The following is a 12,823-nucleotide window of genomic DNA, read 5'->3' as shown; positions in this document are numbered from 1 at the left end:
ATTCTCCTTTGGACCGCTTGCCCTAGAGTTCACTTCATAGTTTATGCTAAACATGCTCAAGCAGTCAACTTATGAAGGAGGATATCATTATGCATGTTTTTGTTACAGGAGCAACAGGGTATATCGGTTCTGCGGTCGTCCGGGAACTGATCAGTGCGGGTCATACCGTGACGGGTCTTTGCCGTTCTGAAGAGAAAGCCGCGGGATTACAGGCGGCGGGAGCTGAAGCGCTGTACGGCACGCTGGACGATCTCGATACTCTGCGCAGCGCTGCCGCTGCTGCAGACGGGGTGATTCATCTGGCATTCACCAATGATTTCTCTAACTTTGAGGGTGCGCTGGCTCTGGATCTGCGGGCCGTTGAAGCCATGGGAACCGCACTCGAAGGCTCAGGAAAGCCGTTCATTACCACAGCTCACGCCAATGGATATGCCATAGATGATGCAGTGCTCGCAATGACAGAGCGGGGAATCCGGGCAGCCATTGTCTCGCTCTCCCCGTCCGTGCACGGCGAAGGTGATAGTGGTTTTATACCGATGATGATTAACATCGCCCGGGCGAAGGGCTTCGCCGCCTATATCGGCGACGGAACGAACTGCTGGCCGGCGGTTCACCGCCTGGATGCGGCGGTTCTGTACCGTCTGGCGCTGGAATCCGCCCCGGCGGGCTCACAGCTGCTTGGCGCCGGGGATGAAGGCATTCCGCTCCGCGAGATCGCCGAGGTCATTGGACGGCAGTTGAACGTACCAGCGGTCAGCATAACACCCGAAGAAGCTGCCGCCCATTTCGGCTTTCTTGGCACCATTGCGGCATTCGACATCACAAGCTTGTACAACACCGCGCAGGCGAGTCTGGCGACACGGGAGCTTCTTGGCTGGAAACCGGTGCAGCCCGGACTGATCTCCGATCTTGAAGAAGGGCATTATTTTGTATTTTAACCGTTGTAATGTCTTCGACAAAGAGGGGCTGCCCCCAGCAGTGCATTCACGGCATGCGGGACAGCCCCTATCGGGATTTATTGATCAGTTAGACAAATACACATTGTCCACGTACACAGAAGCTTGACCGGAAGAGTTGCTGGCATCAACGAATTGAATCCCATATTCTCTGATATCGGCGGCATTGACTGCCGTTAAGTCCAAAGTCAGGTCGATGGTTCCGCTCTTGCCTATCGATGCCCAGCCGCTGTCGGTGAACGTGTAGGCATTCCCATGCTTGACGAACAATTTCACGCCTAATCCCGAGCCGTATCCGCCCCAATCCGAAGCATGCACTGTCGCCTTCAGTTTGGTATGGGCGGAAAAATTCGCGTTGACGGTCTTAGATACTGTGTGCTGGGCATTCGGGGACATTGCAATATCCACTTGCAGGGAATGCGTATTCTTGGAGCTCCAGGCTGTGGTGGACCACGGTCCTCCCACAATGTCCGAGCCGGTCCAGCCTTCCGTACCGGATTCAAAATCCGCGTAGGCGGTAGTTGTTCCGCCGCCGGTTGTGCCGCCCAGGTATTGCTTCAGCCATTGCAGCGCCGGGCGCTCCGATCCGTTGGAATTCAGCAGATGCGTATTCGTTGCCCAGGTCTGGCCCTGGATGTAGCCCCAGAGTGTCACGCCTTTTACCGCAGAATTCTCCCACAGCACCGGGAACTTCTCTTTATATCTGGCTAGCTGGGTATTGTCGTCGCCGGTGATATCCAGCTCAGAGACATAGATGGGCAGACCCGTGGAGGACAGTTTATTCAGCACGGTATTCATAGTAGAGACGCTTACATTATCCATATTGAAATAATGGCACTGAATGCCGATGCCGTCGATCAGGCCTCTGGACTTCAAGTGATTGACGATCGTCACATACTGATCGGTCAAGCCCGGATCACCGATGATTCCATATTCATTGATGAGCAGCTTGGCGTTCGGAAACGCCGCTCTGGCCTGCTGGAAGGACCAGATGATCCAATCCCAGCCGGTGCTTCCGTCGCCGCCAATGGCATTGCGGTAGGAAGGCTTGGCATGCAGCGGTTCATTGACTACATCCACGAATGCGGCCTTGGGATAGCGTTGTCCCGCTGCGGCAATCCATGAGGACACCTCCGCTTTCTGGTCCGCTGCCGAAAGGCCGGCAACCCATGTAGGCTCTTGGCTTCCCCAGACCAGCGTGTGAAATTTGAAAGGGAAGTTTTGGCTGACCGCATAATTATAGGAAGTATCCGCACCGCCCCAATTCATGTTGTTGCGCGTGCCTTCAACAGCTTCCCACTTCGTACTATTCTCAGGCGTCACCTGATTCCAATAGGTGGCGAAGCTGGCAGGGACACCGCCTGCAATGATATTCCCCAGGAACTTTGGCCCATTGGTGAGCGCGGCGCTGGCGTTCCCCGACATCACGGACGAGAGCAAGACACCGGCCAAGGCCAACCCGCCTACCAGCTTTTTAATTCTGTTCTTCATTTGATAACATCTCCTTTTTCTTAATAGGTTCACTTCAGCTATTCCAGACGTAAATAATCAAAATCTACAAAACCGCCTGCTGACTTCGTGGCATAATAGAATAACGCAAACCGGTAGCCCATAAAATGGGGCAGCGTATAAGACATCTGAAGCGTATTGCCTGCCGCGGTCCAATTACTGCCGTTAAGGCTGTAGTAAAAATAGGCCTTATCTGTCTGGTTGGTGAAATCACAAACCACCTTCAGATAGACTCTGTTCTGGCTGACCGGAACACTTGCCACTTCAGACATCGGCCCGGAGCCGGCGTTGACCATCACAATGGACTTGGAATTGCCGGACATTTTCACGCCCACGAAGCCGTATTTGGCCTGAAATGCGGCCAGACCGGCATAATCCCCATCCTTCATTCCGCCTGTCTCCAGGGCCGTGATCCCTGTACTTTTCGGTCCGAACGTCCGCTGAGTCAGCGTGTTTCGGGCATCCAGAATACTTGTACTCACTTTGCCTGTAGTCAACCGCATGAAGCCGGGACGCTGTGCCAGGGACCACCTTGCATTGTCGGGATTGTGGTTCCACTGCCACACCTTGGCAAGCTCCGCTCCTGACGAAGCCGTTCCGGCAAACGACACATCATCCACATAAAAGTTCATCAGGTCATTCGCGGCATCCGGCGCAGAGCTGTAAGGAGTCTCCACAAAAATAAAGGTCTGGGACAGATCCGCACCGGCGGGAAGCGTATAGGTTCCCTGAATGGTGCCCCACTCCCCTTTGGTCAGTGTGGTGGACCCAAGAATCGTAATACCGGTATAGTTTGGGCCATTCTGGAGGTCGAGGTTAAATGGCTTGGTAGCCGGGCCTGTGGTGTATTTAACCTTTGCCGAGAACGTATATACTGCGCCGGGAGTCAGTTTGCCGGTGAGATCCTGCTTCGGCCCGGCGCCCGTCTGCTGCCTGCCGCTGACCAGCAGGCTTCGGGAACCGCTGTAACGGTCTTCGGCAGTGGCGGCAACGGTCGCCGTATTGTTATTGGTCCATGGACTGATGGAGCCCTCTTCAAAGCCTCCGTTCACGATAAGCTCCGCAGAGGCAGAAGCCGATGTGAACTCATCGGACGCATACACCTTTTTCACAGGATAACCTTCGGCAGGCATGTTCAGGGTCCTCGGCGCTTTACCGCCGGTTCCAAAGACCGGCCAGTGGCTGGTCCAGGTCACGGGTACAAGATACGGCATACGCCCGATCGCTCCGCTGTCCCTGAAGAGCATGGCATACCAGGAGCCGGAAGGCGTGTCTACGATTCCCCCCTGGGCAATGCCTGAATCGTTAAGCGACACCTGGCCCGTGTAGCTTCCCGTTAAGCTGGCGGACCGGTAGGTCAATTGTGTGCGTCCGCTTCCCGAAGGCCAGCAGATCAGAAAGACATAATAATAGCCGTTGATCTTCTGGATATGCGCTCCTTCGGCCTTCACGACGAAGCTGGAACCGGCAATATTGCTGGAGCCTGGGATAATGATCTGGTTGATCCCCCCGGACTTGATGGCTTTGGCATCCGCCGTCAGCTCAATGAGGCTGATATTATCGACACCGTGCACCAGGAATACCCGTCCGTTATCGAACAGCAGCGAGGCGTCATGATAATAGCTTCCCAGAACAGAAGAGGTCCACGGGCCGTTCTCAATGTTTGCGGTCTGATAGATATAAGTTTTGCCGGTAGAATTGGACCCGAAGCTCACATAGTAGATGCCGTTATTGTATCTGAGACTGCTTGCCCAGGAACCCTTGCCGTATTCGTTCTGGCCGTTGTTCAGGTTCTGTGCGTCACCGTTCGCATAGGTATCGTAGACATAGTTCACGATTTCCCAGTTGACCAGATCATAGGACTTCATGATTGGAACGCCGGGATTCATATGCATGGTGGTGCTGGTCATATAGTATACATTGCCTACCCTGATAACATCATTGTCCGGAGCGTCGGCATAAATGAACGGATTGGTGAATGTGGAAGCGGCAACCGCAGAAGGCTGGAATAGCATGCCTATCAGCAGCGGAATTGCCAGCAGCAGCATACCTGCTTTTTTAACCATAAAATAAGCCTCCCGCCTGGTTGTACAATCATTGGCTCCATTCAATGTAATCCACATTCACATCCCAGGTTCCATTGTCCGTGGTTACGACCAGTTTGACCTCCTGATTACCGGTGGCATGGGCCACATTGGACAAAGTCTGCACCGTAGGCGTGGTTCCACTGAAGTAGAAGGAGCCGACGGTTGTCCCGCCGATCTTCAGATCGACTCTGGCCGTAGCGGAGTTGCCGGAGGCCCCCCGGACGGAAATATTATGAGTGCCATAGGCAAAATACTGATTGAACGCAGCAGCGTCCTCATTCCCGTATAGCGCTACTCCGCTGAACGGGGACGTAATCTTGCCTGCATAGGTGCCGCTAAGCGTCATGTCTTCTGCTTCAACCATATTTCTGGAAGGAACAGTGGTGCCTGTAGAGAATTGCCAGTAATCCAGGTTGAACAGATTGCCGGAGCCTGACCCGGTGAATACCAGGTAGAGTCTGTGCACCCCTGTTGCATTGCTGACAGTGGTCTCTGCCTCTTTCCAGGTCTGCGTGCCTCCGGTCGAAGGGACATTAAGTGTTCCCACTAACGGGCCCGTTGCACTGTCGAGCCGGAGTTCGATTTTGCCCCCTGTGGTTGAGGCGACATTAGCCTTGAAGCTGGTCGCACCGGAACCGAAATCGGCATTGCCTACAGCAACCCAGTCTCCATTATTAATGCTGGTCACATTCATATTGCTTACAGGGCCGCCCGCAGCCTGAGTGGGTTCGGTTGCAATGCCTGCATTCCAGGCGATGGTCTCGGCGTCCACCCTGATGAACGGATTCAGATTGGCGATCTGGGCAATACCCGCCAGGTCTCCCTGCACCTCCTGGATGGTTCCATTGGCATTATGGACAAGCTTATTGATATGCGGAGAGCGGTACCCTTTGCCGTCTCCCAGGACGGCCTTCGCCACAGTCTGGGCATGGTACACTACATACCATTGGTTATTGAAGTTAAATACAGCATGGTGGTTGTTGCCGCCTACACCGAAGAAGGTATACGGATTCTTCAAAAAATGTCCGGCATACGTAAAGGGCCCCATCGGACTGTTGCTCACCATGTACCCGATTTCACCTGCCGGATAGGCCGCCGGATGCGTACCGGAGAAATTGATGCAATAAGAGTAATAATATTTGCCCCCGTATTTGTGGATGCCCGAATCCTCGAACATATAAGGGGCATCAATCATGGATGCGCTTCCAACAATGCTCGTCATATCCGCACCCAATTTGATTACCCGCGCTGTTTTGGGATTGGCTACGGATGCCGGGTCCGAAGTATTGGGGATTCCCCCGCCGCTGTACAGATATCCGCTTCCATCGTCGTCTACCAGAACAGCCGGGTCAAACAGCCAGGTCACGCCGGACATTCCGGGTGTACCGCCTGTCACCAGCGCTTTGCCCAGCGGGTCCGACCAGGGACCAATCGGGGAATTGGCCGTTAACACGCCGATGCCTGAAGCGCCGTTGGCAAAATACAGAAAGAATTTATCCTGGCCGTTGATTTTTTTCACCGCTGCCGAAGGCGCCCAGGAGAGAGAGGCCCATTTGGCAATGCCGGCGCTGCCGTTAACATTATTGGCTCCAGCCACCGGGATGGCGCCATGATCTGTCCAGTTCACCATATCTGCGGAGGAGATAACATTGATTTTATTGAGGGCGCTGAAATCATTATCCTTCACGGTTCCGTTGCTGTTATAGACATAGGCATCGCTGGACATATAGACATAGACTCTTCCGTTATATGCCAGCGCAAAGGGATCAGCGCCCAGCTTGTGATCCATTAGCGGATTGGAATTTCCCGGCTGCTTGGCCGTGGCATTGTTTGCAGCATACACTGACATCATGGGCAGACCGCTCAGCAATACAACAAAGGTCAATGCAATTACCGAGAGCTTTTTAAACATCGACACACCTCCATTATGAATGATTTGTAATCCCTTTCAATCGAATGCGGCACAAATAACAGTTGCCCGGCAGCCTCCTTTCAGCTTGAATTCTTTGAACCATTCTACCAGTATTTGTTATTCGTGATCATCTTATTACAATTACTAGACCGGAACAATGTAGTTTTTTGTTTGAAAGGTTTAATTTTTTTGGTATTTTGTCTGCAAAAAAAAGCCGGTGCAGAAGCACCTGGCCGAAATCCATCAATATTTGCGGTTTTCCATCTCCATACCGGCCAGCTCCTGCGTATAAATGCCTTCTGGCGTTACCATTCGCTTGGGCAGTGTCCGGCCAGCCATAATTTCTTTCACAGCCTGCATCAGCAGGGGGCCAAGCAGCGGATTGCATTCGACTACAGCATTAATCCTTCCCGCTGCCATCTGCTCAAACGCCCGCCGCGTACCGTCTACTGAAACAATAATAATGTCGGTTCCCGGTATCAGACCGGCCTCTATAATGGCCTCTGCCGCGCCGATCGCCATATCGTCATTGTGGGAATAGAGCACGTGGGACCACTTCTCCCTGGGCTGCTGCAAAAACCTCTTCATCACCTCACGGCCGCCGCTTTGTGTGAAATCTGCCGGTGCAGTCACTGTAATCCGGAAGTTCTGTTTGTCCCCGATCATCTTCCGGAATCCGCGTCCACGGTCAATCGACGGCGTCGAGCCTACTGTACCTTGCAATTCAGCAATGTTGATAACCCCGCTATGATGGCGCATCTTGTCAATCACATATTTGGCTGCCTTTACACCTTCTTCATAAAAGTCAGAACCGATGAAAGTGACATAGAGCGAGCTGTCTTCTACGTTGGCTGAACGGTCCAAGAGGATAACGGGAATCCCCGCCTGCTTGATTTCCAGGAGGATCGTTTCCCAGCCGCTCTGTACCACAGGTGCAATCGCTATAACATCGACTTTGCTGCGGATAAAGGAGCGAATGGCGTCAAACTGCTTCTGCTGATCTTGTCCGGCGTTCTTCAGAATGAGCGTGATCCCCGCCTCCCCGGCGGCTTCCCGGATCGAAGCGGTATTCGCCTCCCGCCAGGTACTCTCCGACCCAAGCTGGGAGAATCCCAGCACAATCGGCTTGGCTGCTTCGCTATTTGCGGTGGGAGGCAAGCTTGTCTCCACCGCAGGGAAATTATGAGGCATCAACAATGCCTGCGCATTGTTGTCTCTGCTGCCTGAGCAGCCGCCCAGCAGCAACAGCAGCAGAAGAGCCAGGCACCATTTTGCCGTTCTCAACGGAATCCCTCCTCCATATGATAGCGATTACAATTATATAGCAAAAACATGGGAAAACAAGAATTATTTGTCTCCCCATGCCCTCTTATTATTCTTTTAGCGTCAATCGCCTGGAGCTTAACACCCGCTGCAGCAGAATGAAGATGAACAGCAGCAGGCCGATGACAATTTTGGTCCACCAGGAACTGAGTGTACCCTCGAAGCTGATAATGGTCTGAATCACACCTTGAATGAGTACACCGAAGAACGTGCCAAGCACATAACCTACGCCGCCGGTCAGCAGTGTACCTCCAATGACGACAGCCGCGATGGTATCCAGCTCAAAGCCGACGGCATGAAGCCCATAACCCGACAGCATATAGAAGGTGAAGACCACACCTGCAAGCGCCGAGCATAATCCGCTAAGCGTATAGACCCATACCTTGGTTCTCGCCACCGGAAGTCCCATCCGCAAAGCTGCATTGCCCCCAAGCGCGTACACATTGCGCCCGAACCAGGTGTAGTGGGCGATGAAGATGGCGGCAGCGGCGACAACAAGAGCGATGACGGCGCTGATCGAGAGAAAGCTTCCGCCCGGCAGCGGGATCTTTATTTAAAAAGTGCGGATTTTGTTTACGCTTTCTTTTTTTGTTTCAGCATACCAGGATTTGTTATAAACTATATATTGAAGCCAAATATACTCTTTTCGTGAAAGGGAACTGCCGATGATGCGGATCACACACTGGATCTCCTCCAGTCTGCGGGCAAAACTGCTGGCTTTGTTTATTGTGCTGTCCACGATACCGCTGATGGCTGTGGGCCTCATTTCCTACCAGAAATCCTATCATTCGATTTCCAGCCACAGCAAGGCTTCGAGCATGCTTCAGGCGGACATGCTGGGAACGAATATAGACAACCTGTTCAAGGATACCGAGCGGCTTCTGGAACTCAGCAATAATCCCCAGGTCATCCATTTTCTTTTCTCACAGTCTGAAACCTATCAGGAGGCCAAGGAAATTCTGCAGACCTTCACCCTCTACCGGGACACCTACAAATATGAGGATGTACTCAACATCAGCCTGATTAATCTCTACGGCAAAGGCATCAGCGAGCGCAGAGGAATCTTTCAATCCAATATTAATCCGCTGCGCAATCCGCATTTTCAGACGCTGGCCCAGAACCCCGATCTCATTCTCCGGATTCCCCCGCCTTTGATTTCCGGTTATGACCGGGTCGATGGTTTCACCTACGGAAGTCAGGGCGTCATTTCGATCATGACGGCAGTCAAGCAGCGGATCACGCATGAGGTGATCGGATTTGTCATTGTGGACCTGAACGATTCTGTCATCAAAGAATTCTGCGGCAAGGTGACTATCGGTACAACAGGGTTCTTCTACCTGCTGGATCAGCAGAACAACCCGATCTACGTGCCCCCTGTCAATGCGGCAGAGCTGGCCTTGGTTCAAAACATAAGAATACCTGCCAAAGAACTGCCGTACAGCGGCAGCTTTGTGCTTCAGACCGCCGGCCCGCCCCGGTTCATTGTCCATACCTCCTCCCTTGCGACGGGCTGGACGATTATCGGCATGGCTCCGCTGCAGGAGATCGTTGCCGAAGCCAACCGGATCAGGCAGTTGATTATGGTCAGCGTAGTGCTGAGCATCGTATTTGCGATTACTCTCCATGATCTGCTTACGCGGCGCTTGACCCGGCCCATTCAACTGCTGCAGCACAAGATGCGCTTGACGGCAAGCGGCTACCTGGAAGCCAAGGTCAAGCCGGATGGCAACGATGAAATTGCCGATCTCGGGCTAAGCTTCAACATCATGGTGGAGCAGATCAAAGCGCTGCTGGAGCAGAGCATCCGCAAGCAGCAGCAGCTGCAAAAAGCGGAGCTGCGGACGCTGCAGGCGCAGATCAATCCACACTTTTTGTACAACACACTCGATTCTATTGTATGGATGGCTGAAGCGGGGAATAACGATGGCGTCATCAGGCTGGTGAAAGCGTTATCCGGGTTCTTCCGGCTAAGCCTGAATAAAGGGCGCGACTGGGTACTGATCCGCTCTGAGCTTGCCCATGCGCAAAGTTACCTCATCATCCAGCAGATGCGTTACCGTGACATCCTGGAGTACAGGGTTGAAGTTGCGGAGGACCTGCAAGAATACCCGATTCTCAATATGACGCTGCAGCCTCTGATAGAGAATGCTTTATATCACGGAATCAAAAATAAAAGAGGCAAAGGACTGATCCGCATTGGCGGATATGCGGACGCCAGCTCCATCGTGCTCACTGTAGCCGACAATGGAATTGGCATTCCGGGGGAACGGCTGGCCTTTCTCAGAGAACATATCGAGCATCCCATTCAATCGGAGGAGACAGATCCCGCTGAGAACGGCTTCGGCCTACAGAATGTGCATCAGCGGCTGCAGCTCTATTTTGGGGATGAATATGGTATCCGCTTGGACAGTTTAGAAGGTTATGGTACACAAATTACGGTTCGTATACCCAAGAACAGGGGGCCCAAAGATGAAAAAGGTTATGCTGGTGGACGATGAAATCCTGATCCGCGAAAGTATACGGGAATGCGTGGATTGGGCGAAAGAAGGCTTTATCTATTGCGGTGACGCCCCCGACGGAGAGCTTGCGCTTCCAGTCATCGAAGAACAGCTCCCCGATATCCTCATTACCGACATCAAAATGCCTTTTATGAACGGGCTTGAGCTGAGCTCTGTCGTCCGCCAAAAGTTTCCGAAGATCAAAATCATTATTCTAAGCGGCCATGATGACTTTCAATATGCCCAGACCGCGCTGCGGCTTGGCGTGGAGGATTATTGCCTGAAGCCGTTCAGCTCTGCCGATCTGCTGCTGCTGCTCCATAGTGTCAGCGCCAGAATTGATGAAGAATTGCGGCTAAAACAAAAATATGCCTATACCCCCGAAAATCTGTTCGCTGACCTGTGCGGAGGTCTGATCAGTACCGCTGCCGCCATCGAAGCGGCGGAACAGCTTGATCTGCCGCTAATTGCCCCCTGCTATGCAACAGCCATATTCACCTTGAATTCTTCGGATGGCGATGAAGTCAAGGATACTTCGCGCGCTCCGCAAGATTCCGAAGAGCTGTTCGCAAATCTGCTGAAAGAGTTGGCAGAAGGCTTCACCTACAAACGCAGCCGGACTGAAACGGTACTGATCTATAAAGGTAACAATCCGGTCCAACTGAGCAGTACCCTGGAAAAGATCTGCGCGACCTTGAAGCAGAAGCTAAGGGAGGCTTGCGGTCTGGAGCTTTCGGTCAGTCTCGGCGATGTGCGGGAACGCCTTCAGGGAATTCACCTTTCTTATCTGGAAGCCGAGGATGACTGGATATTTAAGAAAATGTCCAGACTGAACTCGGCAGCAATGCTTGACGCTTATTTTGATCCATCAGCAAATGGTGCTGTACTCGACCGGAACCGGCTGATCCAGTTTCTGAAGCTGGGGGATCACCAGCAGATTTCCGCATTTCTGCTGGAGCTCTCCGCAGATCTCGAAAGGATGGATTGGAATTCCGTGTACGCCTATTACCTGATGAACGACATCACTCTGGAACTGGTGCAGACGGCTAAGAACTGTTTTCGTGCCGCCATAAGTCCCGCGGAGATCATCAAAGAACTGCAGAAGCAGCTAAAGCATATCTCCAATATAGATGAGGGCCTCCATTATTTGAAAAGGCTGTTTGAGCGGCTGTGGGAATGGAGGTCCGAGGGGGCGGATAAATACCGGGAGCTGATTGACAAAGTGAAGCAATACATCCGTGAGCAGTATGACAACGAGCAGCTCTCCCTTAACGACATCTCCAGCCAGGTCAGGGTCAGTCCCAGCCATCTAAGCAAAACCTTCAGCCAGGCCACCGGACAGACGATCACTGAATTCCTGACAGCCACACGGATGGATAAAGCCAAAGAGCTGCTGAAGTCAACGGGGCATAAAACGTTTGAGATAGCGTTCAGCGTAGGCTACAACGATCAGCATTATTTCTCCAATTTATTCAAAAAAGTAACGGGGATGACTCCTATGGAATACCGCAAGCACGGAAATTCGGAGGATCAGCTACATCCTGTCCGCAAAGGGGCGGGAAATTTGTGACTTCCATCAGAATCCGTATCTGGCTTGTCTTCATCGTTTGGCTAATGGCAGGCTTTATCCTTGGCGGCTGCTTCCATAAGGCACGAGCAATAACTACAACCTTGCAGGAACCCGGAGATTCTTCGTCAAATCCAAGCGTGGAACAGCCGCTGACATTTGGCATTATCTATCCCATGGTGAATGCTACCTACGAGATGATTACCGGGAAAGCAGAAGCAGCGGCAAAAAAGCATTACGTAAGGCTGCTGGTTCAAGCGCCCGATGAAGCCAATCTGGAACAGCAGATTCGGATCATGGAGATGATGATCAAGCGGGGAGTGGACGGAATCGCAATTGCCCCGGTGGATTCGCAGGCACTCGTAAGCGTGATTAACAAGGCGGTATCCCAAGGGATTCCCGTGGTTTGTTTTGAGTCGGATTCCCCTCACAGCAGAAGAGATTCATTTATCGGGGCTGACAATAGAGCAACCGGTGCTGTTATTGGTCAGACCGTGGATCGCTTGCTGGGCGGAAAAGGGATGGTTCTGGTCGAGTCCGGAATGTCCCGCATGCTGGGAATTGAAGAACGGCTGCGCGGATTGCAGGAATATTTGGGGAGGCATACGGAGATAGATGTACTGGAAATCCGTCATAATGACGGCAGTGAGGACATCGCTGCATTGCAGCTGGAGCAAATGATATCGGCCCATCCCCATTTCAGCGCTTTGGTCAGTCTGGATTTTGTTTCCAGCTCAAGCTCTGTGCTTGTCTGGAAAGCCAAAGGGCTGAAGCGTTTTAATATCGCCCTGGGCCTCACTCCTTCCTTGAAGCAAGCGATGAATAACGGACAAATCACACGGGTGATTTCGCAGAACGAGCAGAATTGGGGGGAGAATATCATCAACACACTGCTATTAAGGGCCAAAGGACTAACTGTGGCGAAATGGGTCGATACGAAAATTACGATTATCGGTGAGTAGCTTGTCATT

9 protein-coding genes and 1 pseudogene are annotated in these 12,823 nt (G+C 52.4%); 4 read left to right on the top strand and 6 right to left on the bottom strand.

What is annotated here, in order from left to right:
• Nucleotides 1-89: 89 nt before the first annotated feature.
• Complete coding sequence (locus PGRAT_RS08920) at nt 90-938, top strand: SDR family oxidoreductase (RefSeq protein WP_042266424.1); 849 nt, start codon at nt 90-92, stop codon at nt 936-938.
• 84 nt (nt 939-1,022) lie between these two features.
• On the opposite strand, the gene PGRAT_RS34780 is transcribed toward PGRAT_RS08920, so the two are convergent.
• The 6 genes and pseudogenes from PGRAT_RS34780 to PGRAT_RS08895 all read right to left on the bottom strand — a co-directional run bounded on the left by PGRAT_RS34780 (nt 1,023) and on the right by PGRAT_RS08895 (nt 8,292).
• A complete protein-coding gene (locus PGRAT_RS34780; RefSeq protein WP_337588159.1) occupies nt 1,023-1,505 on the bottom strand; it encodes a hypothetical protein in 483 nt (160 codons plus the stop codon).
• Nucleotides 1,503-2,447 (bottom strand): annotated as a pseudogene (locus tag PGRAT_RS08915) (endo-1,4-beta-xylanase); the annotation flags it as partial. The pseudogene PGRAT_RS08915 and the gene PGRAT_RS34780, both read right to left, overlap by 3 nt.
• 38 nt (nt 2,448-2,485) lie before the next feature.
• On the bottom strand, nt 2,486-4,531 hold the full coding sequence (locus PGRAT_RS08910) for a beta-xylosidase family glycoside hydrolase (RefSeq protein WP_025704502.1): 2,046 nt from the start codon (nt 4,529-4,531) through the stop codon (nt 2,486-2,488).
• 28 nt (nt 4,532-4,559) lie between these two features.
• Nucleotides 4,560-6,464, bottom strand: a complete 1,905-nt coding sequence (locus tag PGRAT_RS08905) for a carbohydrate-binding protein (protein WP_025704501.1) — start codon at nt 6,462-6,464, stop codon at nt 4,560-4,562.
• A 243-nt stretch (nt 6,465-6,707) separates the two neighbouring features.
• A complete protein-coding gene (locus tag PGRAT_RS08900) occupies nt 6,708-7,748 on the bottom strand; it encodes an ABC transporter substrate-binding protein (RefSeq protein WP_238326765.1) in 1,041 nt (346 codons plus the stop codon).
• Between the two features lie 88 nt (nt 7,749-7,836).
• The gene (locus PGRAT_RS08895; protein WP_272945705.1) at nt 7,837-8,292 is read right to left on the bottom strand and encodes an ABC transporter permease subunit; all 456 of its coding nucleotides are present in this window, start codon (nt 8,290-8,292) and stop codon (nt 7,837-7,839) included.
• A gap of 160 nt (nt 8,293-8,452) precedes the next feature.
• On the opposite strand from PGRAT_RS08895, the gene PGRAT_RS08890 reads away from it, so the two are divergent.
• The 3 genes from PGRAT_RS08890 to PGRAT_RS08880 are packed head-to-tail and all read left to right on the top strand — an operon-like array spanning nt 8,453 to nt 12,814.
• A complete protein-coding gene (locus PGRAT_RS08890) occupies nt 8,453-10,285 on the top strand; it encodes a cache domain-containing sensor histidine kinase (protein WP_238326764.1) in 1,833 nt (610 codons plus the stop codon).
• Nucleotides 10,257-11,855 (top strand): response regulator transcription factor, encoded by a 1,599-nt coding sequence (locus tag PGRAT_RS08885; protein ID WP_025704497.1) that lies wholly within the window; start codon nt 10,257-10,259, stop codon nt 11,853-11,855. The genes PGRAT_RS08890 and PGRAT_RS08885 overlap by 29 nt, the downstream gene beginning before the upstream one ends.
• Nucleotides 11,852-12,814: a sugar ABC transporter substrate-binding protein gene (locus PGRAT_RS08880; RefSeq protein WP_051424701.1), complete on the top strand. Its 963-nt coding sequence runs from the start codon at nt 11,852-11,854 to the stop codon at nt 12,812-12,814. Before PGRAT_RS08885 ends, PGRAT_RS08880 begins: the two co-directional genes overlap by 4 nt.
• Nucleotides 12,815-12,823: the final 9 nt, after the last annotated feature.

It is taken from the genome of Paenibacillus graminis, assembly GCF_000758705.1.
In the GTDB taxonomy this organism is placed as follows: Bacteria; Bacillota; Bacilli; order Paenibacillales; family Paenibacillaceae; genus Paenibacillus_AQ; species Paenibacillus_AQ graminis.
The sequence above is the reverse complement of the archived record's forward strand: the minus strand, read 5'-3'. Positions and strand labels throughout refer to the sequence as shown.